The organism is Sideroxydans sp. (genome assembly GCF_054604835.1).
In genome coordinates this window covers 124,368-149,784 of the sequence record NZ_JBTSFG010000007.1, presented here as the reverse complement: position 1 = coordinate 149,784, position 25,417 = coordinate 124,368, and the positions used below count along the sequence as shown (strand labels likewise).

Here is a 25,417-nt window from a genome sequence, read left to right as displayed (position 1 = left end):
ATGAACACACTCTTCCAAAACTGGCTGGTGCAATCCGCTGTCATCTTTCTCATCCTCGGCAGCGTCGCCGGCATGGCGGTAGGTGCCATGCTGCTGTTCCGGCGCGAACGCTTGCGCAACCTCAGCACCCTGCTCAACCGCTGGATCTCCACGCGCAACTTTGACCATGCGCTCGAACGCCGCATCACGCTCGACCCGTGGTTCTATCGTCACCGGCAGGCGACCGGCACGCTGATTCTGCTCGGTTCGCTGTTCATCCTGTATTTCTTCGGTGTTGAATTGGAGCGCGCAGAGACCGCAGCTGGTTTGGCCAGACGCTTCGCCTATCCGCTGCCACTGGCGGAGGCGCTGCTCGATGCCATGGTGCTCAGCGCCCTGCTGGGCGCGCTGGGCGCCATCGTGGCGGCGTTGTTCATCCTGTTCCGACCCAGCATGATGCGCGGCTTCGAGCAAGGTGCGAACCAATGGCTGTCCCTGCGCAAGACCCTGAAGCCGCTGGAGGTGCCGCGCGATGGGCTGGAGATTTACGTCGAGCGGTACGCGCGCCAAGTCGGCATCTTCCTGATGCTGGGTGGGCTTTACACGCTGGTGTTGTTGCTGGCCTGGCTGGAAAGATAAGCCCGGTTCGTACCGGGCCGGATCGTTTGCCGTTCGTCGCCCGTCACCTGCCGTCCGTAGAATAAGCTTAATTTCTGCTTGATAAGTCCGTGTTTTATCGCGTATATTGCCCTTCACTTGTAGAAAGATAGGTTGCGACCTTTAACTAAGCAAGTGATCTGGTATATAAACGGGGCTGCGGCTCCATCAATCTCTAGGAGAGACATTATGAAAAAACAACAAGGTTTTACATTGATCGAACTGATCGTGGTGATCGTGATTCTGGGTATTTTGGCTGCAACGGCGATGCCGAAGTTTGCTGACTTGTCAGTTGATGCTCGCAAGGCATCGTTGTCAGCAGCTGAAGGAGCAATGCGTTCTGCTTCTGCCTTGGCTCATGGGGCTGCGTTAGCTGCTGCTAGCACCGTAGTTAGTATTGAGGGAGCTACTTACACGATGGAAGCAAATTATTATCCAAAAGTTGCAGATATCAATACGCTAGCAGGTTTGACGTCGCCTAGTTACACACTGCCTTCTAATGGCGTAGCTCAAGTTCCTGGCGCAGCTACTTTGGCTACATGCCAAGTTACTTATGCAAATGCGGGTACTGTGGGAACTGTTCCGACAATTACGAAGCTTAATTCGACCTGCTAATTTTGAATTAAAGTGAATTAAAGGGGTCAGGCTCGGTATATTTCTGACTGACTCCTTGCCCTCAACTTACCGAGGGTTAAAACAGTACAAGCAATCAAACAAAGGGGGCCGTGGCCTCCTTTGTTTTGTGAGCGCAATCAAGTCATGTGCCTGCACGACAAGTCTTATCAAACAATCGTGGGATGCCACAGGCATCCCACTCGCGGATCGCAAATACGGTCGAGATGAAGTTACTGACAAACCAGCGCGGTTTCACCCTGACGGAATTGATCACGGTCATCGTGATCGTTGGCATATTGTCTGTCGCGGCCTTGCCGCGCTTCTTCGATCAGGGTGGTTTTGAAAGCCGCGGTTTCCGCGATCAGGCGGTTGCCACATTGCGCCATGCGCAGAAGGTGGCGATCGCGCAACACCGTTTCGTGTGTGTCGCTTTTACGGCCAATGCGATCACACTGACTTATGATCCAGTACCGTCCAGTGCGGCCCATACGACAGCAACTTGCCCGGGCAATGCGCTTACTAGCCCGACCGGGGCTACGCCATATACCGTTACTGCCCCGGGTGGGGTGATCTTGGGCGGCTTTGCGAGCCCAATGAATTTCGATGCATTGGGCAGACCAAACGCAGCGCAATCCATCACAGTGACTGGTAGCACGGCGATTACCATCGAGGCGGAGACGGGTTATGTACATTAGAGGCTGCCATTGAGGACCATCGATCTACTCAAAGCCTTGTCCGAAGCGCATGTTCGTTATGTGCTAGTGGGGGGTATGGCGGTGCAGTTGCATGGTTATTTTCGCGCCACCTTCGATGTGGATCTGGTGTTGGCGATGGATGATGAAAACCTCTTGCGCTTCATTGGAGTAGCCAAGCAGATCGGCTTGGTGCCTTCGATACCGGTGCCAATCGATTCCTTGCGTAACGCCGCACAAATCGAACAGTGGCATCGAGAGAAGGGCATGCTGGCCTTTGCGTTGAGAGAGCCACAAACAGGTGGCGGAGTGGTGGATGTATTGGTCCGCCCCGAGGTGCCGTTCGAGCAATTACACAAGAACGCAGTCGTGGGCGAGTTGTTCTCGCAACAGGTGATGATCGCCTCCATAGACGATCTGCTGACGATGAAGCGCTGTGCCAATCGAGATAAGGACAAGCTTGATATTGCGGCGCTGGAGAAGATCAAGCGCGGAGAAGACCCAAATGAGTGAAGCGGGAATCGGGAATAAGCGCGTGTTGAAGGAAGCAGTCATGCTGGCGCGCCTTAATAGGTCCGATGAGATGAGGGAGTTTTTCATCGAGATGTGGAAGCAAAATCCTGCGCTAGCAAAGCAAGGCGGCGCGCGCGTGCAGAATCTGTTGTCGGCGGTGGAGAGCAAGCAACGTGGCATCAGCCTCATCGAACTGATCATCTTCATCGTCATCATCAGCGTGGCGCTCACCGGTATTCTGCTGGTGATGAACCAGGTAACGGCGCACAGTGCCGACCCATTGGTGCGCAAGCAAGCGCTGGCAGTGGCAGAATCAATTTTGGAAGAAGTGGAGTTGATGCCGTTTACGTATTGTGATCCTAACGATGCGAGCGCGGTTACGGCAACCTCCACGGCGGGGTGTACAGTCCCAGAGGTGTTGGGTGCTGAAATTGGTGAGACGCGTTACTCGCCTACCACCCCGTTCGATAATGTGAATGACTATCACAATTTCCAGATGGCAGCGGGTTCCATCATGGATATCACGAATTCCAATACAGGTTTGGCCGGTTACGCGCTTAGCCCCATCACGGTGACGGCCATAGACTTGGGCGGAATCACCCAAGCCAGCGGTGATGCCTTGCTGATTACGGTCACAGTATCCGATCCTGCGGGTAACGACATCGTGCTGCAGGGAATTCGCACGCGTTATTCCCCTAGGAGTGTCCCATGATGAAGGCAAGCGTGCATTTGCGAGGTTTTACGCTGGTTGAGATGATTGTGGTCATCGTTATCACGGGCATCATCGCGGGTATCGTGGCGATATTCATCAAAGCACCCGTGCAGGGTTATGTGGATAGCGCGCGCCGAGCTGAATTGACGGATATTGCAGATACTGCTTTTCGTCGTATTGCGCGCGACTTGAGATTGGCGCTGCCTAACAGTGTTCGCCGTTCAGGAACGTGCGATGGAACGGCGACCTGCTTTCTCGAATTCATCCCTACTGTGGGTGGCGGACGCTATCGTTCATCTGCGGGGGCGGGGGTTTTATGCGGTGGCTCGGCAGATGGTGATGCACTTTCTTTTGCTGCCGCCGACACCTGCTTTGAGGTGTTTGGGCAGATGCCGCAACAAGTAGTGATTGGTGACCAGATTGTGGTCTATAACACTGGGCAAGCTGGTGCAAACGCCTATGCAGGAAACACGTTGGCGACGCACAACCGCCGCGTTGTGAGCGGTGTGGGTGCTCAAACCATTAGCATCACTTCTACTGCCAAATTACCCTTGGATTCTTGTGTGACTGATATCACCGGGGCAGTGGTGGGCGGATGCCGCTTTCAGGTGGTACAGTCGCCTGTGACTTATGTTTGCGATGCGGCCAATCAAAAGTTGGTGCGCTGGCAGGGCTACCCCATTGCCGCGACACAGCCTACTACGCTTCCAGCCGGCGCAACAGAAGCGCTACTGGCAAATAGTGTGAGCAATTGTGATTTTTTGTATAACGCTATTTCGCAAAGGTCGGGTTTGGTAACCATGCGCTTGGCTATCAGTGAACAGGGTGAAAGCGTCAGTCTCTACAACGCGGCGCATGTGAATAATTTGCCATGAAAAAAATTCAACGGGGCTTCAGTATAATTACCGCCATTTTTTTATTGGTGGTGCTGTCCTTTTTGGGCATAGCGATGGTTTCTTTTTCGACATCTCAACACGAGAGTTCCGCGATGGATGTCATGGGCGCGCGTGCCTTCCAAGCTGCCAAGGTGGGTATCGAGTGGGGGGCTTACCAGGTGTTGCCCAATTCTGGCGGAGCGTTTGCGACAGCATGCCGTACCGGGCCTACGTCTAGTCCGGTTGCGGCGAGTGCCGGGTCGACATTGAGCGGTTTTAATATCCAGGTTGACTGCCAGTCCACTGCACACAGCGATGTCAGTGCGTCAGGCGGTACGGTGAGAGTGTATGACCTCACAGCCACCGCTAAGCAGGGAGCGGCAGGTCAGGCGGGTTTTGTTGAGCGGCAGATGCGAGTGAGCATTTCGCAGTAAATGTTGGTGTAACGATTTGATGAAGGTGTGAAGAAGTCGTCATTCGCGCGCGGCGGGATTGACAGATTTGATTGAATTGGCCCTTCTCTAGATTTTGGATAAATTGTGCAGATACGGCACTTTCGCGCTAAGTGAGGTTGAAATGAATATTTTTACTAAAACGTTTTCCTTGAGCTTGGTCATGCTGCTTGTTTCCCCCAATGCGGTGGTTGCGGCAGTATGTACAGTCAATAATGGTCTGATTCAACCTATGAATCCAGACATTCAATTGAATGGCGTGGCGGGCGTGCCGGGCTTGGTGATTGGCGTGGGCGAGCCGACCTGCGTTGTTGCACCCGTCCCATGTAATGACAAGCTGGGCGTGGTTTATGTCAATGGTGTTGCAACTGCATTGCCCGCCAATACTGCCCAATTGAACGGGGTCAGCGTGGCGAGTACAAATCACGCCGTGGCTGTGGGTGATAACAAGTTTGGTACAACACCGCTGGTGCAGTTCAACGGCACGACATGGTCGGCCATGCCTACGACGGGTACTGCGCCAACCCAAGATGCAAACGGTGTGAAAACTTTCGGGCCGAACCAGACGTATGTGGTGGGCGATCAAGGCATTTATTTTTTCAACGGTACAACATGGACACGTCAGCTAGATACTAATTTGGTTCCCAAAGTGAATAACCAGAACGCAGATAAGTTTGAGGCGATCTGGGGTGGTGCGACGAATGTCTATGCGTTGGCTGACAATGGTGCGCTTTACACCAAGGTTGTTGGAACGCCTCCTACTGCTTGGACTCTCATTACTGCCACCTATCCTGCCGGTGCAAATAATGCTGATTTTCAGGCGATCACTGGAGATGCGGCGGGCAATATTTACGTCACCGGGCAAGCAAACAATAACAAAGGGTTTGTTTATCAATACAACCCGACAACTGGAGCATGGACTGAGCTGATTACTACAACCGGTGCCGGGAAATTTGATCTGAATGGCATTGCAATCAATCCGGTGAATGGCGCGATCACCGCAGTTGGTGATAACGGCGCTCAAATCACCTCAGGACCCAATGGGGTTGGGCCGTGGACGCAGATTCCTGAAGTTAATAAAACAAACGATATCAATGCAGTTTATATCGACCCGAATGGCACCACCTTCATGGCTGGACAAACTGCGACTGGCTGTACAACAGGGCCAGATCATATTTTGATTCAGCACACGGGGAGCGGGCTGACGTGCTCACCATCCACGATCACCTTGCGTGCCTGTGCGCAGAGTGCTGCTGTCGATCCTACATGCGCTAATCTCTACACGGGCGGGGGGGTGATGGTCACTCCTGCGCCTGCGGGTGTTGCGGTTACCATTGACGCGACGGGTATCGCCACCACCACTGTGCAGCAAACGACAGCGGGCCCAGTCACGCTGTCGGCTACGGCAAATCCCGCTGCCGTTGCGGCAACGACTTGTACAGTGAACAATGTGGCGAATTGTGTGATGAACTTCAGCGATGCTGGTTTCGTCGTCACTATCCCCAATCACACTTCTTGCACCAATGCCACGGCCACCATCGAGGCAGTACAGACGGGAGGCACGGGACGTTGTGTGCCTGCCTATCAAAATGTGACGCGACCTGTGGATCTGAGCTTTGCTTACACCTCGCCAGCCAGTGGCACGCAGTCGATTAATGTGTTGTCTGGCTCTGATCTGACCAGCATTACAACCACAGCGGCAACGCATCAATTACCTTTTGATGCAAACGGCACGGCTACATTGAGTTTGAGTTATGCCGATGCTGGAAAGCTGACCTTGACGGCAAATGGCACCGCCCCCACAGGAGTGGCAATGATCGGTAGCGGTGCATTCATCGCCGCGCCCGCCAGTTTCGTATTCAGTAATATCCCCGTTGCGCCTTTGGTCGCAGGACAGGCGTTCAATGCCAGTGTGACCGCCAAGAATGCGTGCGCTGCAACTACGCCGAACTTTAATGGCACGGTGACTTTGTCTTCCGCCAATCCGCAGCCTGCCTTGGGCAATGCGACGGCGATCAATCAAAACGCGGCTACCTTTGTCAATGGCGTATCCAGCAACTCCCTGACTTGGGATGAAGTGGGAACAATTGATCTTAATGCCGGCATGAGCACTTATTTGGGCTGGACATTGCCCAGCGCAGTAACGGGAACGCAGACCGGTGTGGGACGCTTTCAGCCGGCCTATTTTGTAACGACTGCCACGCCGGCATGCGGGACTTTCTCTTATGCGGGATCGAGCAGTCCTTTGAAAGCAGGGCAGCCATTCGGTGTGACGGTAACAGCCTATGCAGCTACCAATAATGTGACCAAGAACTATGCGGGTGCTTTCGCGAACCTCACCACAATTTCGAATGCTGGTGTCGCAACGGGATTTGCAGCCAACACGATTCCAGCCTCAGGATTCGCGGCAGGAGTGGGCAGCGCAAGTGCTGTAACCTATTCCTATGCAACGCCAGAAGTTGCTCCGCTGACGTTGACATTGCGTGCAACCGATGCCGATACCCCCGCAGTGAATTCTGCAGGGCATGAGGTCCTGATGGAGGTGCGTAGCGGAAGGGCGCGCCTGGCCAATGCCTATGGTTCGCAATTGTTGGATTTGGAACTTCCGTTCATGGCTGAGTATTACACCGGCTCGCGCTGGGATTTGAATGGCGCAGACAGTTGCACTGTTGCCACGATAGGCGCGTTGGTTTTACAGCCTGGTGGCGCGGCGGTGAGCAAGACTTTCAACTCGCCGTTTCAAGTTGGACAAGGTGGGCTGATACTCACTAAGCCAATGATAAATGGCGTAGTGACGGTATCTCCATCGGTTCCGGAATGGATGAAGTATGCATGGGAAGGGGGGCTTTCGAACCCTACAGGACAGGCCACTTTCGGGATCTACAAAGGCAGCAAGGAATTCATCTATCTGCGCGAAGCGTATTGACGGAAGTCGGTATTTCGTCAGGCGGCCATGCCTTGGGTGTGGCCGTTTTTCTTTCGAGTGACGGAAACGCGACGATTGTGGTTGAGAAATGCCGGAAGTTTGACGCTTTGAAATGAAATTTATCCTTGACGGCAATGGGTTAGTGGATTAAGTTCGCCTAAATTATGGAATTCACCCGATTATTCTCGATGTTTCAGCGCAGTAGCCGCGAGGCTGGCTGGACTGCTGTGACCCTTGGCAGCAGGGGTATCTATGTCGCACAAGCCAAATATGTCGGTCCGCGTCCGCAGATCACGCGCTGTGAATTCCTGCCGGTCAGTGAAGTGAATTCCGCTGCGCTGGAGAAGGTGCGCAGGGAATTGCAACTCGAAAATGTGCGTTTCACCACCCTGCTTTCTGCCAATGAATATCAGATGATGATGGTCGAGGCACCGAACGTGCCGGTGGATGAACTGAAGACGGCCATCCGCTGGAAGATCAAGGATTCGCTAAATTACCATGTGGACGATGCGACCATCGATGTGTTGCAGATTCCCATCGGCAAATATGGCAGCGAGCGCCCACAATCGCTGTATGCCGTGGCCGCCTCGAACGATACGATACGCAAACGCATCAATCTGTTCGACAAGGCGAAGATAGACCTGTCTGTGATCGATATCCCCGAAACGGCACAACGCAACATCGCCGCGCTCTACGAGACCGAAGGCAGAGGATTGGCACTGCTTTCGTTCGATGACGAGGGCGGTATGCTCACGATCACCAGCGATGGTGAGTTGTTTCTGGCGCGCCGTATCGAGATATCTGTTGGACAACTTTCGGACGCGGACGAGACCTTGCGCCAGCAGTATCAAGATCGTGTCGAACTGGAAGTGCAGCGCTCGCTGGACTATTTTGACCGCCAGTTCCATCACCTGTCGATCAACCGGATGCTGGTATCGGCCCCGGAGGAATTGGGCTTGGTCGCGCTGCTGGGCGGCACGCTGGGTATGCCGGTCGAGGCGCTCGATCTGGCACAGGGGATGGATATCGTTGGAGTGCCCGAGTTGGCCGATAGCGAGTTCGCCAGTTACGCCTTGCATGCGTTGGGCGCGGCGCTGCGTCTGGAGAAGAAGGCGCTATGAGCCAGCAGATCAACCTGTTCAACCCGGTCTTTCTCAAGCAGAAGAAACATTTTTCCGCTGTGACCATGCTGCAGGCCCTGCTGCTCATCGTGCTGGGATCGATGCTGTTTTACGGCTATGCGATGTATCAGGTGAAATTACTGGCAAAGCAGACTGCCGAGATGAACATACGCCATGAGGCAGAGCAAAAGCGTCTGGTCAATTACATCAACGAGTTCTCGCCGCAGCGCGCCCAGAAGCTGCTGAGCGATGAGCTGCAGATGGTGGAAGCGCAGGCAAGTATGCAGGAGGCACTGCTTACGACACTGAAGAGCGGCGCATTCGGCAATACGCAAGGCTATTCGGAATATCTGCGTGCATTCGCGCGCCAGACGGTCAAGGGCCTGTGGCTGACAGGTTTCAACATCAATGGCGACGGCGCGCAGATGAGTTTGCATGGCGCTGTGGTCAACCCTAGACAGCTACCCGAGTATATTCAGCGCTTGAACCGCGAACCGGTGATGCGCGGCAAGTCTTTTGCGGCATTGCAAATGAAACTGCCAACACCGGTGAATAACCAGCCGGTAGCGGGATATGTAGAATTCAGCCTGATATCTGTTGCAGCCGAGGAGGTTGGAAAATAATGAAGGAGCGCTGGGACCAACTCGTTGCAAAAATTGACGCAATGTCATTGCGCGAACGCGCTTTAATCTTTGCGGCAGTCGCGTTCGCACTGGTGGCCATGATCGACTCATTCTTCCTCAATCCGCTGCTTCAGCAGCAAAAACGGCTTTCGTCGCAAGTCGTGCAGCAGCAGGAAAAGATGAAAGAGATTCAGGGGCAGTTGGCGGCCTTGCTGCAGGCCAAGCAAGCCGACAAGGATGCGCCGCAGCGCGAGCGTATCCGCCAGTTGCGCGAGCAGATCGCCCAAGGCGATACGTTCCTGAAGGAGACCCAGGACAAGTTGGTGGCGCCCGAGCGCATGGCACATCTGCTTGAGCAGGTGCTGGCAAAGAACAGCCGTCTGCAATTGGTTTCCCTCGATACGTTGCAGGTGTCGAACTTCATCGAGCAGGCGGCCAAGGATCCTCAGCCCGAAACTGCTGCAGGCAAGCAGATATACAAACACGGCGTCAAGATCACGGTGCGCGGCAGTTATGCCGACCTGACACAATATCTGCAGATGCTGGAAAAGTTGCCCACCCAGATGTTCTGGGGAATGGCCAACCTGAACGTGGTGAAATATCCTCAGGCGGAATTGACTCTGACGCTGTATACACTGAGTTTGGACAAGACATGGCTACAGGTATGAAGCGACTCGCGATGACTTTGCTGTTCTGCATGCTGCCGGCCATGAGCGTATGGGCGGCTACCGGTCTGGATGATCCGACACGTCCGGCATTCGATATGGTGCCGGGCCTTGATGGACAGGCTGTGGATACCAACGCTACAACGACAGCACCGAGCGGGTTGCAATCCGTGATCCTTTCCGGGACGCGCGAGTCGGCCATCATCAACGGTGTGGAAGTGGAAGTCGGCAAGAAGTATGGCAACGCGACGCTTACAGTTGTGAACGAGACATGCGTGGTACTGATGGGGCCGGAAGGGCGCCAGGTGATGCACATGTATCCGACGGTGAATCTGTCCAAGACCGAGATGGCCTGTGTCGGCCGCAGCGGTCTCCAGACGATCCGCAAGGTGGAGCGCAAACCACCCGCAAAAAAGAAGCCCATTAAGAAAACTGCCCAGGCGAAGAAGAAGCCAGTGACCTGCGCGGATGACGACACCAAGGATGGGAGTGGAAAATGAGGCAATTATTAATCGTGCTGAGTCTGTTGGCGTTCGCCGGTTGCGCGACGAATGGCGCCAGCCAGAACGTCAAGAATCAGATAGACACTGAACTCGATGCGGCAGTCAAAGCCAGCACGCAGACGGAAGTCTATGACGCACTGCTACCGCCGATGCCTGCCCCAACTGCGCCTGTCGATTCCACCGCATCGGAAGCCAAGTTCGACCTAGCCGTGAATAACACGCCTGCGCAGCAAGTGTTCATGGCTATCGTATCCGGCACGCGCTATAGCATGCTGCTGCATCCGGATATCGAAGGCAATATCTCACTCAACCTGAAAGATGTGACTGTGTTCGATGCGCTGGAATCCATCCGCGAGATGTACGGCTACGAATACAAGATAGACGGCACGCGCATCTACATCCAGCCATTGGGCCTGCAGACGCGCATCTTCCATGTGAACTACCTGACTGGTCAGCGCGAAGGTAAATCGAGCCTGCGCGTGAGCTCCGGTTCCGTGTCGGATAACCCCAGCTCATCCACTGGTGCGACCGGCGTGGCCACCAATTCGACCAGCAACCGGGGAGCGGCACTGGACAGCAGCAAGGTCAGCATGACCAGCAGCGCAGATTTCTGGGATGAATTGAGCAAGTCGTTGGCCGCGATCGTTGGTAATGAGAAAGGTCGTAGTGTGGTGATCAGCCCGATGTCCGGTGTGATCGTGGTGCGCGCGATGGCCGAGGAGATGAAGAATGTGTCCGCCTACCTCAAGGCTTCGCAGATCTCCATCGAGCGTCAGGTGATACTGGAAGCTAAGATCGTGGAAGTGCAGTTGAACGAATCGTTCCAGTCCGGTGTCAATTGGGGAGTGCTGAAGAATGGTTCGAACAGTGGCCTCAGTGTTGGACAACTCTCCAATGGTACGAGCTTGCCGAACGCGGGCGGTTCGATCACCAACGGCATCGTGACTTCAACACCCGGTACGGATATCGCGCTGGCTGCTGCTGGATCATTGCCAGCGGGAGCTATCGCGGGCAGTATGTTCGGTTTGGCATTTCAGACCAGCAATTTCGCCGCCTTGCTGAACTTCCTCGAGTCGCAGGGTGATGTGCATGTGCTGTCCAGCCCACGCATCGCTACGCTGAACAACCAGAAGGCAGTGCTTAAAGTGGGCACGGACGAGTTCTTTGTGACCAACGTGACCAACACCACGACCACCGGCACGGCCACCACCAGCACGCCTAGCGTGACCCTGCAGCCTTTCTTCTCCGGTATTGCACTGGATGTGACGCCGCGTATAGACGAGAACGACGAGATCATTCTGCATGTGCATCCGTCTGTCAGCTTGGTCACAACCGTCAACAAGTCCATCAATGTGGGCGGTGTGGGCGGCACACTCAATCTTCCGTTGGCTTCCAGTTCGGTATCCGAGACAGACAGCATCGTGCGTGCAAAGGACGGGCAGATCGTGGCCATCGGCGGTTTGATGCGTCAGGCGACCTATGAAGACCAGTCTGGAATTCCGGGATTGCCCAAGTCGATATTCGGCCAGACCAGCCAAGTCTCGCAAAAGCGCGAGTTGGTGATCCTGATCAAACCAACGGTCGTGAACAGCGAAAAAGACTGGTCAGACGACATCACGCGCAGTCGTGACCGCATCAAGAGCATGACCCGCTAAGCGATGTATCTGCAGCATTTCGGACTGCGCGAACCGCCCTTTTCGCTGACGCCGGATACCAGCTTCTTTTTCGCCTGCACGAACTACCAGGAGGGTCTGAACACCCTTCTGGTCGCAGCCCGCAACGGCGAAGGATTCATCAAGATCACCGGTGAGGTGGGCAACGGCAAGACCCTGCTGTGCCGCAAGTTCCTTTCCTCGCTGAGCCAGGGCAGACAAGCCACTACACTGATCGGCACGCAGGATGCCGGCAGTCAATCTACCGGCACACACTTCGTCACCGCCTACCTGCCCAATCCCTATCTGGAGCCGCGCAGCCTGTTGCTGGCGCTGGCGGATGAATTCCGTATCGAACTGGATCCGAACGTCGACCAGCACATGCTGTTGAAGGAACTGACGCGCGCCTTGCTCAACTTTGCGCGCGAAGGAAAGCGCGTGCTGGTCTGTCTGGACGAGGCGCAGGCGATGCCGCTGGAAAGTCTGGAAGTGCTGCGTCTGCTGACCAACCTTGAGACCGAGAAGCGCAAGTTGCTGCAGGTGGTGTTGTTCGGGCAGCCGGAGTTGAATGAACGTCTGCGCCACCATTCCATTCGCCAATTGCGGCAACGCATCAGTTTTCAATACGACCTGAAAGGTCTGCGCCGCGACGAGTTGGAACGCTACCTGCGTCATCGTGTCGCCGTGGCGGGATATGCCGGCGAGACGCTGTTCGCCGGTAGCGCGGTGGGTAAGATGCATCGTGTGACGGGCGGTACGCCGCGGTTAGTGAACATCCTTGCGCACAAGGCCTTGATGCTGGCGTTCGCCGAGGGTCGGCAACAGGTCGGCAGTAAACATGTGGCGGAGGCAGCAGCCGACACGCCTGAGGTGAAGCGGGACTGGCTGCCTTGGGCGTTGTCGGGCTTGGTCATTGCAGTGGCTCTGAGCGTCATCGCTCTGGTGCTCTGGTCATGAGTCTGATCAATCAGGTTCTGAACCAGCTGGAGCAGCGCGGCGCGCACACCGCACCTGATCAGACGCAGATCCGAGCCGTGCCCGCTCTGCCCAAAAGGGACTGGATCAAACCAGTCGTGCTAGGAGCGGGCCTGCTGATTCTGGCGAGCGCGGGTGCGTGGCTGTGGACGCAAAAAGTGGAGAGTTCGGAACCGGAAGCGCACGGCAGTATCGCCCCTGCACTCCCAATAGTGGCGCCCGAAGCGGATGCCGCGGATCATTCCGCACCTGCAACGCGACTCAGCTACGAGCTCAGTGTGTTACCGCTGCCTGAATCGTTGCGCGAACGCGATCCGCAATCCGACGCAGGAACGCTATCGAGCCGTCCCTTGGTGGCTGACATAGCGGCCGAGCCGGAGACGATGCGCAAGCAGGAAGCTATCAGCAGTCCGCCTGTCATCACACGCAGGGAGGCACCGCTTCCAATCAAACAAGTCAGCCCGATGCAACGTGCCGATGCGGACTATCGCAAAGGCGTGCAAGCGCAGCAGCAGGGCAAGGTGCCGGAGGCGATGGCCGCTTATGAGGCCGCGCTGAAGGCGAATGAACAGCATGAGGCGGCCCGGCTAGCGATGGCTGCCTTGTTGCTGGAGAACGGGCAACAGGCCGCAGCCGAGCGCATCCTGCAAGCGGGTCTGCGCCTGAAGCCCGTGCATTTGCCCTATGCGATGGCGCTGGCGAGGATGCAGCTCGGACGCGATCAACTGGACCTGGCAGTTGATACGCTGCAAACCCATCTGACCGCGGCGGATAACAATGCCGACTATCAGTCTTTCTATGCTGCACTGCTGCAAAGACAAGACAGGCACAAAGAGGCCGTGAACCACTATCAGATTGCCCTGCAAATATCGCCCCGCAACGGCGTATGGCGTGTGGGCTATGCGATCTCGCTGCAGGCCGCGGGACGAGTGGAAGATGCCAAGCTGGCCTATAAACAGGCATTATCGACACGCACGCTCTCTCCTGAGCTGACTGCCTTTGTGCAGCAGAAACTCTCGGGTCTTTAGGTTTTCCCCCGATGCGGAACGGTGCGCGCCACCACCCATGCGCTGACCTCTCTCGCGCCTGCATCCAGCAGCAGTTGCGCCAGGGCATTGATCGAAGCGCCGCTGGTCATCACGTCATCCACGATAGCGATATGTTTGTCTCGTACGTCGAGGTCTGGCGATAAGGCGAAGGCTTTGCGCATGTTGCTGCTGCGCGCCCGCCAAGGCAATGTGGATTGTGGAGGCGTGTCGCGTACGCGGCTTGCCGCGCCGGTGAGCAAAGGCACCAGCAACACAGCGGCGATGCGAGCGGCGAGCAGTTGTGACTGGTTGAAGCCGCGCTCGCGCAAACGCGCCGGATGCAGCGGCAAGGCGAGCAGGCAGTCGGGGATGGAGCTGATGTGGGAAGCCAGTGCGTCGGCGAGGAAGTTGGCAAGGATCAATTGCTCGTCGAACTTGAGCGCCTTGATCAAACTGTCCAGCGGGAATTCATAGCGAAAGGCCGCGATGGTTCGCGCGTAGGCGGGTGGATGCTGCAAGCAGCGTCCGCACACCCCGTCGGAAGGCAAGGGTGCGGCACAGACCTTACAAGCGGGGCCTGCATGATGAGGCAGGTCGCCGACGCAAGCGGCGCAGCACGATCCGTCGTGACTTGAGGCGCCGCACAGAAAACAGGGCTGTGCGGGCAGCAGGCGAGCAATATATGGGCGGATGTTCAGCAATTTTGCAGTCAAAATTGACAACACGACCTCCATCAACGAACATGCGTGCCGCAATTTAGCGCCGAATCCCCTGAAAGCAAACACCAAAATGCAAAGCCAGCCCATCACGCTCGTTCGCCCCGCCAAAGTTAAAACGCCGACCACGCCGCAACGCTGGCGCGTGGAAGCCATCGAAGAATTGTTCAAACTGCCGTTCTCGGACCTGTTGTTCCAGGCGCAGCAGGTGCACCGCGAGCATTTCGATCCGAACGCGGTGCAGCTATCCACCCTGCTCTCGATCAAGACCGGCGGCTGTTCCGAGGACTGCGGCTACTGTCCGCAATCCGCATTCCACGATGCGGGTGTAGAGAACCGCAAGATGCTGGAAGTGCAGGAAGTGATCAAGGCAGCCAAGGCAGCACAGGACGCCGGTGCCGACCGCTTCTGTATGGGCGCGGCCTGGCGCGAGCCGAGCAAGGAAGACATGGCCGCCGTGGTGGAGATGGTCAAAGAGGTAAAGGCGCTGGGCATGGAGACCTGCGCCACGCTGGGCATGCTCAATGACGAGCAGACCGAGCAATTGCGCCAGGCCGGTCTCGACTACTACAACCACAACCTCGACACCGCGCCCGAGTTCTACGGCGACATCATCAGCACGCGCGATTATCAGGATCGCATCGACACGCTGGAACGTGTGCGCAATGCCGGCATGCATGTGTGCAGCGGCGGCATCGTGGGCATGGGCGAGAATCTGACGCAGCGCGCCGGACTGATCGCGCAACTGGCCAACATGGAGCCCTATCCCGAGAGCGTGCCGATCAACAATCTGGTCAAGGTGGAAGGCACGCCGCTGGCGCAGCAGGAAGACATCGACCCGCTGGACTTCGTGCGCACCATCGCCGTCGCGCGCATCACCATGCCCACCGCGCGCGTGCGCCTGTCGGCCGGACGCCAGCAGATGAGCGATGCCGTGCAGGCCCTGTGTTTCCTCGCGGGCGCGAATTCCATCTTCTACGGCGAACAGTTGCTGACCACCGGCAACCCGGACGTCGAGCGCGACCGCGCGCTGATGGACAAGCTGGGCATGTACCCCTTCGCCGAGAAACACTGATGATCTTTGCGGCGCTGCAACGTGATCTAGACGAGCGCGCCGCACAGGGCCTGCTGCGCCAGCGCCGCACGCTGCAGACGCCGCAGTCGCCGCACATCATCGTCGACGGGAAATCCTATCTCGCGTTCAGCAGCAACGACTACCTCGGCCTCGCCAACCATCCGCAACTGATAGCCGCCTTTCAGCAGGGCGCGGCAGCGTGGGGCGTGGGGGCAGGGGCGGCCCATCTGGTGAACGGACATTTCACGCCGCACCATCAGCTCGAACAAGAACTGGCTGCCTTTGTCGGTAAGCCTGCAGCATTGTTGTTCTCGACAGGCTACATGGCCAATCTGGGTGCGGTGCAGGCGCTGGTCGGCAAAGACGACACGGTGTATGCCGACAAGTTGAATCACGCGTCACTCAACGATGCGATGTTGTTGTCGCGCGCGAACGTGCAGCGCTACCGCCATGGCGATATGGCGCAACTGGATGGCCTGCTGGCGAAGAAAGAAAGCGGCAGGAAGCTGGTGATCACCGATGCCGTGTTCAGCATGGACGGCGATATCGCGCCGTTACCCGAGTTGCTGGCGCTGTGCGAGAAGCACGATGCATGGCTGCTGGTGGATGATGCGCATGGCTTCGGCGTGCTGGGCAAGCAGGGCAGCGGGTCGCTCTCATATTTCGGACTGGATTCGCCGCGCATCATCCTGATGGGAACGCTGGGCAAAGCGGCCGGCGTGTCGGGTGCCTTCGTCGCTGCCGAGCAGGTGGTGATCGATACGCTGGTCAATCAGGCGCGCAGTTATGTGTACACCACAGCCACGCCGCCGGCATTGTCAGTGGCCCTGCTGACCAGCCTGCAACTGATCGCGCAGGGCGATGCATCGCGCGCGCATCTGCAGCGACTAGTCGCGCTGTTGCGCGAGGGCCTGAGCGACCTGCCCTGGCAACTGATGCCATCCGACACCGCCATCCAGCCTTTGCTGATCGGCGACAACAAGCAGGCGCTCACTTTGAGTGAGGGTCTGCGTGCACGAGGCATCTGGGTCGCCGCGATCCGTCCGCCCACCGTGCCGCAGGGGACGGCGCGCCTGCGCATCACCTTGTCGGCCGCGCATACGGAAGCGGATGTGCAACGATTGATCGAGGCTTTGCATGAGCTTGCATGTTGATGTGACAGGGCAGGGCAGGCCACTGGTCATGCTGCATGGCTGGGGCATGCACGGCGGCATCTGGGGAGACGCCGTTATCCGACTGTCGGATGACTTTGAGGTACACAACGTCGATCTGCCGGGACATGGCGCAAGCGAGGCGCAAAACGATTTCACGCTGGATAGCATCATCGAGGCACTTGATGCCCAGTTTGGCGAGCCTGTCGCAGTCCTTGGCTGGTCGCTCGGCGGCATTATCGCGCAGTACTGGGCGGCGCGTTCGCCGCAGAAGATCGAGCGCCTGATCCTGATGGCGAGCACCCCCTGTTTCACTGAACGCGAGGACTGGTTGTTCGGGATGGCTGGCGAAACACTGCAACAGTTCGCGGCCGAACTGGAAAAGAACCATGCGGCCACCCTGCGTCGTTTCCTTGCTTTGCAGGTTCGCGGCAGCGAGAACGAGCGTGAGTTGCTGATGGCCTTGCGCGAGCAACTGTTCAGCCGGGGCGAGCCGGATCTGTCCGCGCTGCGCGGCGGGCTGGAGATCCTGCGCGATGCCGATCTGCGCGAGAGTCTGTCCTGCATCAAGCAACCGACGCTGGCCATAGCGGGCCAGCGCGACAAACTGACGCCGCCGCAAGCTTCGCACTACTTGGCGCAAGTGATGCCGAATGCTCGGGTGGTCGAGATCGAAGGTGCCGCCCACGCGCCGTTCCTGTCGCATATCGATACAGTGGTCCAGCATATAAAGAGATTCCTGCATGAATGAATTCGAGATAGACAAGAAGCAAGTGCGGCAGGCGTTCAGTCGTGCTGCGTCGGACTACGATGCGGCGGCGGTGATGCAACGCGAAGTATGCATACGCATGCTGGAGAAGCTGGATTACATCAAGCTGCAACCGGCACGCCTGCTGGATGTGGGCAGCGGCACCGGCTGGGGCACGCGTCAACTGGGCGAACGCTATCCCAAGGCAGACATCACCGCGCTCGATATCGCGCTCGGCATGCTGCAGCATGCGCGGGGCACATCGGGCTGGTGGCGCAAGCTGTTCCATGGGCGTCGCGAGCGCTTCCTGTGCGCCGATGTCGAGGCACTGCCGCTCGCATCGGGCAGCGTCGATATGGTGTGGTCCAACCTCGCGCTGCAATGGTGCAACGACCTGCCCGCCACCTTCGTCGAACTGCACCGGATACTGAACACCGACGGATTGCTGCTGTTCTCCTGCTTCGGCGTGGATACACTCAAGGAATTGCGCATCGCATTTCGCGACGTGGACGGCTACAATCACCTCAATCGGTTTGTGGATATGCACGATGTCGGCGACATGCTGGTGGCGGCCGGTTTCGCCGACCCGGTGATGGAGATGGAGACGCTCACTTTGACCTATGAGGATGCACGCGCGGTGATGCAAGATTTGAAGAGTATCGGTGCACACAATGCGACGGCCGGCCGTGCGCCGGGCATGATGGGCAAGACCGCCTGGCAGCGCGTGCTGGCGAACTACGAGACGCTGCGCCGCAACGGCAAATTGCCGGCCACCTTCGAGATCGTCTACGGCCATGCCTGGAAGCCCGCGCCCAAGGCTGCGCCGGATGGTCGGGCGATCATCAAGACTGATTTCAAGCTATGAGTTATTTCATCACCGGCACCGATACCGGCGTCGGCAAGACGCTGGTCAGTTGCGCGTTGTTGCGCGGCTTTGCCGCGCAGGGCAAGTTGGTGAGCGGCTTCAAGCCGGTCGCGGCGGGATGTGACGAGGATGAGCACAACGAAGATGCACTCGCGTTGCGCGCGGCCAGCACGTTGCAGCTCGGTTACGGGCAGGTGAATCCCTATTGTTTCCCGCGCGCCATCGCGCCGCATCTTGCCGCCAGGCATGTCGGCGTGCGTATCGAGATGCGCCGCATACTGACATCGTATGATGAGCTGGCAGGACAGGCGGATGAGGTCATCGTGGAAGGTGCGGGCGGATTCCTGGTGCCGCTGAACGAAGACCTCACTTTCGCCGATCTGGCACGCGAGCTGGATATCCCGGTGATCCTGGTGGTGGGCATGCGCTTGGGTTGCATCAATCATGCATTGCTGACCATGGCGGCGATCGAGGAACGGCAACTGGAATGTGCAGGCTGGGTGGCCAACGTGCTGGACGACACGATGCCAGCTCTGCAAGAGAACATCGAAACGCTGCGCGCACGTATCGCCGCGCCTTTGCTCGGTATCGTACCGCGTATGGACGTTGCGGATGCGAACCTTGCGGTACAGCATCTGGATATGAGTCTATTGGAGCGCGGGCAGAGCAATGAGTGAGTTCAGTATCTTCGCAGTGTTCATGGTCGGGCTGCTCGGTGGCGTGCATTGTCTGGGCATGTGCGGCAGCATCGTAGGCGTCTTCACTTCGCAGGTGCCGCAACAGCGCGCGCGCTGGCCGTTCCATCTGGCCTACAGCAGCGGACGCATCCTTAGCTATGCCGCTGCCGGTGCGCTGGTCGGTGCGGTGGGGCAGGCCGGCCTGCTGATGCGCGATGCTGTGCCGGTGCAGCATCTGTTGTTCGCGTTGTCCAGTCTGATGCTGGTGCTGCTCGGGTTGTATCTGGCCGGTGTGTGGGGCGCGGTACGATATCTTGAGCAACTGGGTGGCGGTTTGTGGAAGCGCTTGCAGCCTTACACCACCAGACTGTTGCCGGTGAATACCGTGCCGCGGGCGCTGGGGCTGGGCATGCTGTGGGGCTGGTTGCCGTGCGGACTGGTATACAGTGTGCTCCTTACCGCACTGGCCAGCGGCGATGCGATGCAGGGCGGGCTGACCATGCTGGCCTTCGGTCTGGGCACCTTGCCCAATCTGCTAGCCATCGGTATGTTCTGGGAAAGTGTGCGCGGCTGGGTACAATCGCCACGCGTGCGATTGGTGGCCGGGATGCTGGTGGCGGGGTTCGGGGTGTACGGTTTGATCAAGGTCTCGTACACATTCTATGTGCATGGTTGGACTGGAGCGTGTCATGTTGCTGCGTAACGTCTTGTTGCTGTCATCACTGCTTATGCTCGCCGCGTGCGGCGAACCCAAACTGCCTTCACCGTTCAAGGCGAACGAAGTCACCGGCAAATATGCGCAGGCCGATTTCCGATTGCACGACCCGTCCGGCAAGATCGTGACACTGGCCGATTTTCGCGGCAAGGCGGTCGCGCTGTTCTTCGGTTACATCCATTGTCCCGATGTATGTCCCACCACCCTGGCCGACATGGCGCAGGTGATGCGCATGCTGGGCAAGGACTCGGAAAAGGTGCAGGTGCTGTTCGTGACGCTCGACCCCGAGCGCGACAAACCCGAATTGCTGGCGCAATACGCGCCCGCCTTCTACCCTTCTTTCCTGGGTCTGTACGGGGATGCGCAGGAGACCGCACAAGCGGCCAAGGCCTTCGACATCATCTACCAGAAGCAGGCCACCAAGAGCGGTAGCTATACGCTTGACCACTCAGCCGGCACTTACCTCATCTCACCCTCCGGCAAACCGGTGTTGCTGTCGCCCTTCGCGCAGCGGCCGGAATTTCTTGCACAAGACATCCGTTTGCTGATGGCGATGAAATGAGCGTGCTGACGGATCTTCTGAAGTTCGAGATCAACGAAGACAACCTGCCGGTACGGCGCGAGCAGGTGCGCGCCCGCATCGCCAGCTATCCGACCATGGTCGTGCCGGCCATGTTCATCGTGCCGCTGCTGATGTGGGTGATGTGGGACGTGGTATCCCATCAGGTGCTGCTGTGGTGGATGGTGCTGGCCTTTTCGTCGCAACTGTTCGAACTGTGGCAGTGGTGGCGTTACCGCGCGGCGGCCAATGATATCCACCAATGCCGCCGCTGGGACCGGCGTTTTCGTTTCAACACTTCGCTCGGCGCTTCCGTCTGGGGGCTGGCCTGGCTGTTGATGTACGTGCCGGGTGATCTGGCCTACCAGATCCTGATCATCTGCGTGGCAATGGGCTTCGCATCGGGCGGTGTGACCATCAACCCGGTACATCGTCCCTCCCTGTTCCTGTATCTGATCTTTCTGCTGGTTCCGCTCATCGTCCGTCTGGCGCTGGATAACGACAAGCAGCACTGGTTCCTGGCACTGATGCTCGTGGTGTTCATCGTTTTCATGCTGAATGCGGCGATGCGCTTGATGTTCACCTTCGAGCTTTCGTTGCGGCAGCGTTTCGAAAAAGAAGTGCTGTTGCGCGAGCTGCGCCAGCGCGAGGAGGACATCGCCGAAGCACTGGAGCGGGCGGAGTCGGCCAGCCGGGCGAAATCGAAGTTCCTCGCCACGGCCAGCCACGATCTGCGCCAACCATTGCAAGCTTTGCGATTGTTCACCGAGGCCTTGCAGGAAACCGCGAAGGACAAGGAATCGCTGAAGTTGTCAGGGCAGATCGGGAAGTCGGTCGATGCGCTGGTGGATATGTTCGACGACCTGCTGGATGTGTCGAGACTTGATGCGGGCATCGTCGAGCCGCGCTGGCAACATTTCAGCCTGGGCCCGCTGCTGGACAGACTCTATGGCGATTTCGCGCCCATCGCCCAAGCCAAAGGGCTGAGCTACGACATGCCCAACATCGGCGAGCATTGCTCGCCGCAGCAATGCTCATCCGTGGTCTACAGCGACCCCTTCCTGCTGGAACGCATGCTGCGCAACCTGATCACCAACGCCATTCGTTATACGGACAGTGGCGGCGTGGTGGTGTGCTGTATCTGTACGGATGGCAAGGTGGAGATCGAGGTGGCGGATACCGGCATAGGCATCAAACCGGAATCTCTGCCGCATATCTTCGAAGAATATTACCAGGTGGGCAATCCGCATCGCGACCGCCGCAAAGGCCTGGGCCTTGGGCTCACCATCGTGCGCCGCATCGATCAGTTGCTGGGTTGTGAACTCGAAGTCAGTTCGGAATCGGGTATCGGTTCGACCTTCTCTTTCACCATCCCCAAGGGTGATGCCGCGCAACTGGCGCAACCTTTTATCGCCTCGCATTCCGAATATGACCTGAATGGCAGGGTGGTCGCCCTGGTCGAAGATGATCCGGATATCCGAGAGTCGACGGTTGAATTGATGCAGCAGTGGGGTTGCAAGGTGTTCACCTCGGAATCGGCGGAAGAAGTGATACGCGCACTGGATGTGGCCGAACAACGACCGGACGTGCTGGTATGTGATTACCGCCTGCCACAGGGCATGACGGCCATCCACGTCATCCAGCGCATGCGCGAGTTGTGGGGTGCCGATCTGCCGGCCGTGGTGCTGACCGGCGATACCGCCAGCGAGACGCTGCACGAGATACATGGCAGCGGCGCCATGCTGTTGCATAAACCCATCGCACCGATCCGCTTGCGCGCGATGGTGTATTTCGTATTGACCGGCAAGCATTAGCGGCTGAATGGCCGTGGCTTGGGTGATATGATTGCGGCCGAGAATTGAAGACCGCCTTTCACGATTGTTCTTTCTCCCGCTTGCGGGAGAGAGTTAGAGAGAGGGGGCTGCAAAAGGGGACATGAGAATGAAGATCAAGGTACTGCTGGTGGATGATCACGCGCTGTTCCGTGACGGCATGCGCTATGTGTTACAGCAACTGGCCGACGAAGTAGAGATACTTGATACCGGTAATTTCACCGAGGCCCTGCAACTGGTCATGGCCCACCCCGATCTCGATCTGGCGTTGCTGGATCTGCACATGCCGGACAGCAACGGCGTCTCTTCGCTGCAACTTTTCCATCAGCGCTTCCCCGCAGTGCCCCTGGTCGTGGTGTCCGGCTCGGATCAGCGCGACGATATCGAAAGCGTGATGAATCTGGGCGCGATGGGTTTCATCTCCAAGATGTCGCCCAGCAAATCCATGCTGTCCGCCTTGCGTATGGTGCTGGATGGCGGTGTGTACGTTCCGCCGCAATTGTTGCAACAAGCCGTATCCAAACTGGAGCCGGGGATGGCGCTCAGTGACAAGCGCAGCCAGCGCGCCAGTAAATACGGCCTCACCCCGCGCCAGTTGCAGGTGTTGCAACTGATCGGTGCCGGCAAGAGCAACAAGGACATCTCGCGCGAACTCGACCTGGCAGAAGGCACGGTCAAGATCCATGTCGCCGCCATCTACCAGACCCTGCACGTCAACTCCCGTGTCGAAGCGGTGGAAACGGCCCGCCGTTTCGGTTTCATCTCCGAAAATGGTGAATCCGAAGTCGAAGATTCCAAATCTGCCGGAGCCGTCTGATGGCCGTGGCAGATAACGCACGAGCGCCGCTACCCGAGCGGATGCTGCATCTGTTGCGTGAATCGCGCTGGCTGTTGCTGGTGGCATTGGCCGCCTACCTGATCCTGATTCTCGCCGGTTACGACCACAACGACACCGCTTGGTCGCACGAGGCGACCCATGCCGTCACGCAGAATCCGGGCGGTGCGTTCGGGGCGTGGCTGTCCGACGTGCTGCTCTATGTGTTCGGCTTCTCTGCCTGGTGGCTGGTCACACTCATGCTGCAACGCGTCTGGGCGAGCTATCGCCGCATGCGCGCCGACAGTCTGTTCGACGTGCGCACCCTGTGGCTGTCTTTGACCGGCTTTTTCATCCTGCTACTGTCCAGCAGCGCGCTCGAGGCCTTGCGTCTCTACACCTGGCAGGTCGAATTGCCGCAGGCACCGGGCGGCATGCTGGGCGCTGCACTGGGTGGCTGGTTGGCACAAGTGTTGGGCTACGTCGGCGCGACCCTTTTCCTGCTCACGATGATGGCGGTCAGCTTCAGTCTTTACACCGGCCTCTCCTGGCTGCGTTTCATCGACCGCCTCGGCGAATGGATAGAAGACGGCTACCTGTGGGCGCGCAACGCGTGGCAGACCTGGCAGGACAAACGCATCGGCGCACAGGCTACTCAACACCGTGAAGTGAAGGTGGAAGAAGAGAAGAAGCGCGTCGAAGACCATCAGCCCATCCACATCGAGATGCAGGTGGTCGAGGTGCCGAAGTCGCAGCGCGTGGAGAAAGAGAAACAGGTCTCCCTGTTCGCCGACATGTCCGACTCGCCGCTGCCGCCGCTGCACATCCTCGATCAGGCGACCAAGCAGGTGGAAGTGGTCTCCGCCGAGACGCTGGAATTCACCTCGCGTCTGATCGAACGCAAGCTCAACGACTTCGGTGTCACCGTGAAGGTGGTCGGCGCCTATCCCGGTCCGGTCATCACGCGTTACGAGATTGAGCCCGACGTGGGTGTGAAGGGCAGCCAGATCGTCAATCTGGTGCGCGACCTGGCGCGTGCGCTGTCGGTGGTCAGCATCCGCGTGGTGGAGACCATACCCGGCAAGGCGTACATGGCGCTGGAACTGCCCAATCCGAAACGGCAGATGGTGCACCTGTCCGAGATCCTCGGCTCACAGGTGTATGCCGACATGCATTCGCCGCTCACCATGGCGATGGGCAAGGACATCTCCGGCAAACCCGTGGTCGCCGATCTGGGCAAGATGCCGCACGTTCTGGTGGCGGGTACCACCGGCTCCGGCAAGTCGGTGGCGATCAACGCCATGATCCTGTCGCTGTTGTACAAGTCCACGCCGCAGGAAGTGCGCCTCATCCTGATCGATCCCAAGATGCTGGAACTGTCGGTGTACGAAGGCATCCCGCACCTGCTGGCGCCGGTGGTCACCGACATGCGCCAGGCCGCTTCCGCGCTCAACTGGGGCGTGCAGGAGATGGACAAGCGCTACAAGCTGATGTCCGCGCTTGGTGTGCGCAACATCGCCGGTTACAACCAGAAAGTGCGCGACGCGATCAAGGAAGGTAAACCGCTGAGCAACCCGTTCAGCATCACGCCCGAGTCGCCGGAGCCGCTGGAAGAGTTGCCCTACATCGTCATCTTCATCGACGAGTTGGCCGACCTGATGATGGTGGTCGGCAAGAAGGTGGAAGAACTCATCGCACGACTGGCGCAGAAGGCGCGCGCCGCCGGCATCCATCTGGTGCTGGCCACGCAGCGCCCGTCGGTGGACGTCATCACCGGCTTGATCAAAGCCAACGTGCCCACGCGCGTGGCGTTCCAGGTATCGAGCAAGATCGATTCGCGCACCATCCTCGACCAGCAAGGCGCGGAAGCGCTGCTGGGGCAGGGTGACATGCTCTACCTGCCGCCGGGCAGTGGTTATCCGCAGCGCGTACACGGTGCCTTCGTGTCCGATCAGGAAGTGCACCGCGTCACCGAGCATCTGAAGGCGCAGGGCGAACCGAACTATATCGAAGGCATCCTCACCTCGATGGACGAACCGGCCGAGGGCGAATACGACGGCGGGGGCGGCAACGCCGAAGCCGACGCGCTGTATGACCAGGCGGTGGAGATCGTGCTCAAGACGCGCCGTCCCTCCATCTCGCTGGTGCAACGTCATCTGCGCATCGGCTACAACCGCGCCGCGCGCCTGATCGAGGCGATGGAACAGGCCGGGCTGGTGTCGCCGATGCAGAGCAACGGCAACCGCGAAGTGCTGGCACCCGCACGACAGGAATGAG

26 protein-coding genes and 1 pseudogene are annotated in these 25,417 nt (G+C 58.1%); 25 read left to right on the top strand and 2 right to left on the bottom strand.

Going from position 1 to position 25,417, the window contains the following annotated elements:
* The 15 genes from ACYCZ5_RS12120 (at position 1) to ACYCZ5_RS12050 (ending at position 13,988) form a co-directional block, all read left to right on the top strand.
* A complete protein-coding gene (locus ACYCZ5_RS12120) occupies positions 1-618 on the top strand; it encodes a hypothetical protein (RefSeq protein WP_461545058.1) in 618 nt (205 codons plus the stop codon).
* A 207-nt stretch (positions 619-825) separates the two neighbouring features.
* Positions 826-1,251, top strand: coding sequence for a type II secretion system protein (locus ACYCZ5_RS12115; RefSeq protein ID WP_461545057.1), 426 nt, complete (start codon positions 826-828; stop codon positions 1,249-1,251).
* A gap of 224 nt (positions 1,252-1,475) precedes the next feature.
* Positions 1,476-1,946, top strand: a complete 471-nt coding sequence (locus ACYCZ5_RS12110; protein WP_461545056.1) for a type IV pilin protein — start codon at positions 1,476-1,478, stop codon at positions 1,944-1,946.
* 9 nt (positions 1,947-1,955) lie between these two features.
* Positions 1,956-2,456 (top strand): hypothetical protein, encoded by a 501-nt coding sequence (locus ACYCZ5_RS12105; protein ID WP_461545055.1) that lies wholly within the window; start codon positions 1,956-1,958, stop codon positions 2,454-2,456.
* The gene (locus tag ACYCZ5_RS12100) at positions 2,449-3,168 is read left to right on the top strand and encodes a prepilin-type N-terminal cleavage/methylation domain-containing protein (RefSeq protein ID WP_461545054.1); all 720 of its coding nucleotides are present in this window, start codon (positions 2,449-2,451) and stop codon (positions 3,166-3,168) included. Before ACYCZ5_RS12105 ends, ACYCZ5_RS12100 begins: the two co-directional genes overlap by 8 nt.
* Positions 3,165-4,043 carry a PulJ/GspJ family protein gene (locus tag ACYCZ5_RS12095; protein ID WP_459721851.1) on the top strand — a complete coding sequence of 293 codons (879 nt, stop codon included), beginning with the start codon at positions 3,165-3,167 and terminating at the stop codon, positions 4,041-4,043. Before ACYCZ5_RS12100 ends, ACYCZ5_RS12095 begins: the two co-directional genes overlap by 4 nt.
* Positions 4,040-4,477 (top strand): hypothetical protein, encoded by a 438-nt coding sequence (locus ACYCZ5_RS12090; protein ID WP_459721854.1) that lies wholly within the window; start codon positions 4,040-4,042, stop codon positions 4,475-4,477. Before ACYCZ5_RS12095 ends, ACYCZ5_RS12090 begins: the two co-directional genes overlap by 4 nt.
* A gap of 142 nt (positions 4,478-4,619) precedes the next feature.
* Positions 4,620-7,421 carry a DUF6701 domain-containing protein gene (locus ACYCZ5_RS12085; RefSeq protein ID WP_461545053.1) on the top strand — a complete coding sequence of 934 codons (2,802 nt, stop codon included), beginning with the start codon at positions 4,620-4,622 and terminating at the stop codon, positions 7,419-7,421.
* Between the two features lie 188 nt (positions 7,422-7,609).
* Entirely contained in the window at positions 7,610-8,542 is a 933-nt protein-coding gene (locus tag ACYCZ5_RS12080) for an agglutinin biogenesis protein MshI (protein WP_461545052.1), read from the top strand.
* Positions 8,539-9,165, top strand: a complete 627-nt coding sequence (locus ACYCZ5_RS12075) for a PilN domain-containing protein (RefSeq protein ID WP_461545051.1) — start codon at positions 8,539-8,541, stop codon at positions 9,163-9,165. The genes ACYCZ5_RS12080 and ACYCZ5_RS12075 overlap by 4 nt, the downstream gene beginning before the upstream one ends.
* Positions 9,165-9,833 carry an agglutinin biogenesis protein gene (locus tag ACYCZ5_RS12070; RefSeq protein WP_461545050.1) on the top strand — a complete coding sequence of 223 codons (669 nt, stop codon included), beginning with the start codon at positions 9,165-9,167 and terminating at the stop codon, positions 9,831-9,833. The genes ACYCZ5_RS12075 and ACYCZ5_RS12070 overlap by 1 nt, the downstream gene beginning before the upstream one ends.
* The gene (locus ACYCZ5_RS12065) at positions 9,818-10,330 is read left to right on the top strand and encodes a hypothetical protein (protein WP_461545049.1); all 513 of its coding nucleotides are present in this window, start codon (positions 9,818-9,820) and stop codon (positions 10,328-10,330) included. The genes ACYCZ5_RS12070 and ACYCZ5_RS12065 overlap by 16 nt, the downstream gene beginning before the upstream one ends.
* The gene (locus ACYCZ5_RS12060; RefSeq protein WP_461545048.1) at positions 10,327-11,988 is read left to right on the top strand and encodes a secretin N-terminal domain-containing protein; all 1,662 of its coding nucleotides are present in this window, start codon (positions 10,327-10,329) and stop codon (positions 11,986-11,988) included. The genes ACYCZ5_RS12065 and ACYCZ5_RS12060 overlap by 4 nt, the downstream gene beginning before the upstream one ends.
* A 3-nt stretch (positions 11,989-11,991) precedes the next feature.
* Positions 11,992-12,942, top strand: coding sequence for an ExeA family protein (locus ACYCZ5_RS12055; RefSeq protein WP_461545047.1), 951 nt, complete (start codon positions 11,992-11,994; stop codon positions 12,940-12,942).
* Complete coding sequence (locus ACYCZ5_RS12050) at positions 12,939-13,988, top strand: tetratricopeptide repeat protein (RefSeq protein WP_461545046.1); 1,050 nt, start codon at positions 12,939-12,941, stop codon at positions 13,986-13,988. The genes ACYCZ5_RS12055 and ACYCZ5_RS12050 overlap by 4 nt, the downstream gene beginning before the upstream one ends.
* Here the strand turns inward: ACYCZ5_RS12050 and ACYCZ5_RS12045 are convergent.
* Positions 13,985-14,506 carry a ComF family protein gene (locus ACYCZ5_RS12045; protein WP_461545106.1) on the bottom strand — a complete coding sequence of 174 codons (522 nt, stop codon included), beginning with the start codon at positions 14,504-14,506 and terminating at the stop codon, positions 13,985-13,987. The genes ACYCZ5_RS12050 and ACYCZ5_RS12045 overlap by 4 nt on opposite strands.
* 9 nt (positions 14,507-14,515) lie before the next feature.
* Positions 14,516-14,722, bottom strand: a pseudogene (locus ACYCZ5_RS12040) (double zinc ribbon domain-containing protein); the annotation flags it as partial.
* A gap of 55 nt (positions 14,723-14,777) precedes the next feature.
* On the opposite strand from ACYCZ5_RS12040, the gene bioB reads away from it, so the two are divergent.
* The 10 genes from bioB to ACYCZ5_RS11990 all read left to right on the top strand — a co-directional run bounded on the left by bioB (position 14,778) and on the right by ACYCZ5_RS11990 (position 25,416).
* Positions 14,778-15,779 (top strand): biotin synthase BioB, encoded by a 1,002-nt coding sequence (bioB, locus tag ACYCZ5_RS12035; RefSeq protein ID WP_461545045.1) that lies wholly within the window; start codon positions 14,778-14,780, stop codon positions 15,777-15,779.
* Positions 15,779-16,933, top strand: coding sequence for an 8-amino-7-oxononanoate synthase (gene bioF, locus ACYCZ5_RS12030; RefSeq protein WP_461545044.1), 1,155 nt, complete (start codon positions 15,779-15,781; stop codon positions 16,931-16,933). Before bioB ends, bioF begins: the two co-directional genes overlap by 1 nt.
* Positions 16,917-17,681, top strand: a complete 765-nt coding sequence (gene bioH, locus ACYCZ5_RS12025) for a pimeloyl-ACP methyl ester esterase BioH (RefSeq protein WP_461545043.1) — start codon at positions 16,917-16,919, stop codon at positions 17,679-17,681. Before bioF ends, bioH begins: the two co-directional genes overlap by 17 nt.
* Positions 17,674-18,543, top strand: coding sequence for a malonyl-ACP O-methyltransferase BioC (bioC, locus tag ACYCZ5_RS12020; protein WP_461545042.1), 870 nt, complete (start codon positions 17,674-17,676; stop codon positions 18,541-18,543). Before bioH ends, bioC begins: the two co-directional genes overlap by 8 nt.
* Positions 18,540-19,220, top strand: a complete 681-nt coding sequence (gene bioD / locus ACYCZ5_RS12015) for a dethiobiotin synthase (RefSeq protein ID WP_461545041.1) — start codon at positions 18,540-18,542, stop codon at positions 19,218-19,220. The genes bioC and bioD overlap by 4 nt, the downstream gene beginning before the upstream one ends.
* Positions 19,213-19,923 carry a sulfite exporter TauE/SafE family protein gene (locus ACYCZ5_RS12010; RefSeq protein ID WP_461545040.1) on the top strand — a complete coding sequence of 237 codons (711 nt, stop codon included), beginning with the start codon at positions 19,213-19,215 and terminating at the stop codon, positions 19,921-19,923. Before bioD ends, ACYCZ5_RS12010 begins: the two co-directional genes overlap by 8 nt.
* Positions 19,910-20,497: an SCO family protein gene (locus tag ACYCZ5_RS12005; RefSeq protein WP_461545039.1), complete on the top strand. Its 588-nt coding sequence runs from the start codon at positions 19,910-19,912 to the stop codon at positions 20,495-20,497. Before ACYCZ5_RS12010 ends, ACYCZ5_RS12005 begins: the two co-directional genes overlap by 14 nt.
* Complete coding sequence (locus ACYCZ5_RS12000) at positions 20,494-22,308, top strand: ATP-binding response regulator (RefSeq protein ID WP_461545038.1); 1,815 nt, start codon at positions 20,494-20,496, stop codon at positions 22,306-22,308. The genes ACYCZ5_RS12005 and ACYCZ5_RS12000 overlap by 4 nt, the downstream gene beginning before the upstream one ends.
* Before the next feature lie 127 nt (positions 22,309-22,435).
* On the top strand, positions 22,436-23,143 hold the full coding sequence (locus ACYCZ5_RS11995) for a response regulator (RefSeq protein WP_461545037.1): 708 nt from the start codon (positions 22,436-22,438) through the stop codon (positions 23,141-23,143).
* Positions 23,143-25,416 (top strand): DNA translocase FtsK, encoded by a 2,274-nt coding sequence (locus tag ACYCZ5_RS11990; RefSeq protein WP_461545036.1) that lies wholly within the window; start codon positions 23,143-23,145, stop codon positions 25,414-25,416. The genes ACYCZ5_RS11995 and ACYCZ5_RS11990 overlap by 1 nt, the downstream gene beginning before the upstream one ends.
* Position 25,417 lies beyond the last annotated feature (1 nt).

Excerpts from the sequence above, each read along its gene's own strand:
- ACYCZ5_RS11995 (WP_461545037.1), top strand. The coding sequence starts at position 22,436 with ATGAAGATCAAGGTACTGCTGGTGGATGATCACGCGCTGTTCCGTGAC.
- ACYCZ5_RS11990 (WP_461545036.1), top strand. The coding sequence starts at position 23,143 with ATGGCCGTGGCAGATAACGCACGAGCGCCGCTACCCGAGCGGATGCTG.
- ACYCZ5_RS12100 (WP_461545054.1), top strand. The coding sequence starts at position 2,449 with ATGAGTGAAGCGGGAATCGGGAATAAGCGCGTGTTGAAGGAAGCAGTC.
- ACYCZ5_RS12080 (WP_461545052.1), top strand. The coding sequence starts at position 7,610 with ATGTTTCAGCGCAGTAGCCGCGAGGCTGGCTGGACTGCTGTGACCCTT.
- ACYCZ5_RS12115 (WP_461545057.1), top strand. The coding sequence starts at position 826 with ATGAAAAAACAACAAGGTTTTACATTGATCGAACTGATCGTGGTGATC.
- ACYCZ5_RS12095 (WP_459721851.1), top strand. The coding sequence starts at position 3,165 with ATGATGAAGGCAAGCGTGCATTTGCGAGGTTTTACGCTGGTTGAGATG.
- ACYCZ5_RS12120 (WP_461545058.1), top strand. The coding sequence starts at position 1 with ATGAACACACTCTTCCAAAACTGGCTGGTGCAATCCGCTGTCATCTTT.
- ACYCZ5_RS12055 (WP_461545047.1), top strand. The coding sequence starts at position 11,992 with ATGTATCTGCAGCATTTCGGACTGCGCGAACCGCCCTTTTCGCTGACG.
- ACYCZ5_RS12110 (WP_461545056.1), top strand. The coding sequence starts at position 1,476 with ATGAAGTTACTGACAAACCAGCGCGGTTTCACCCTGACGGAATTGATC.
- bioC (WP_461545042.1), top strand. The coding sequence starts at position 17,674 with ATGAATGAATTCGAGATAGACAAGAAGCAAGTGCGGCAGGCGTTCAGT.
- ACYCZ5_RS12000 (WP_461545038.1), top strand. The coding sequence starts at position 20,494 with ATGAGCGTGCTGACGGATCTTCTGAAGTTCGAGATCAACGAAGACAAC.
- ACYCZ5_RS12075 (WP_461545051.1), top strand. The coding sequence starts at position 8,539 with ATGAGCCAGCAGATCAACCTGTTCAACCCGGTCTTTCTCAAGCAGAAG.
- ACYCZ5_RS12065 (WP_461545049.1), top strand. The coding sequence starts at position 9,818 with ATGGCTACAGGTATGAAGCGACTCGCGATGACTTTGCTGTTCTGCATG.
- ACYCZ5_RS12090 (WP_459721854.1), top strand. The coding sequence starts at position 4,040 with ATGAAAAAAATTCAACGGGGCTTCAGTATAATTACCGCCATTTTTTTA.
- bioF (WP_461545044.1), top strand. The coding sequence starts at position 15,779 with ATGATCTTTGCGGCGCTGCAACGTGATCTAGACGAGCGCGCCGCACAG.
- ACYCZ5_RS12010 (WP_461545040.1), top strand. The coding sequence starts at position 19,213 with ATGAGTGAGTTCAGTATCTTCGCAGTGTTCATGGTCGGGCTGCTCGGT.
- bioB (WP_461545045.1), top strand. The coding sequence starts at position 14,778 with ATGCAAAGCCAGCCCATCACGCTCGTTCGCCCCGCCAAAGTTAAAACG.
- ACYCZ5_RS12085 (WP_461545053.1), top strand. The coding sequence starts at position 4,620 with ATGAATATTTTTACTAAAACGTTTTCCTTGAGCTTGGTCATGCTGCTT.
- bioD (WP_461545041.1), top strand. The coding sequence starts at position 18,540 with ATGAGTTATTTCATCACCGGCACCGATACCGGCGTCGGCAAGACGCTG.
- ACYCZ5_RS12050 (WP_461545046.1), top strand. The coding sequence starts at position 12,939 with ATGAGTCTGATCAATCAGGTTCTGAACCAGCTGGAGCAGCGCGGCGCG.
- ACYCZ5_RS12005 (WP_461545039.1), top strand. The coding sequence starts at position 19,910 with ATGTTGCTGCGTAACGTCTTGTTGCTGTCATCACTGCTTATGCTCGCC.
- ACYCZ5_RS12060 (WP_461545048.1), top strand. The coding sequence starts at position 10,327 with ATGAGGCAATTATTAATCGTGCTGAGTCTGTTGGCGTTCGCCGGTTGC.
- bioH (WP_461545043.1), top strand. The coding sequence starts at position 16,917 with ATGAGCTTGCATGTTGATGTGACAGGGCAGGGCAGGCCACTGGTCATG.
- ACYCZ5_RS12070 (WP_461545050.1), top strand. The coding sequence starts at position 9,165 with ATGAAGGAGCGCTGGGACCAACTCGTTGCAAAAATTGACGCAATGTCA.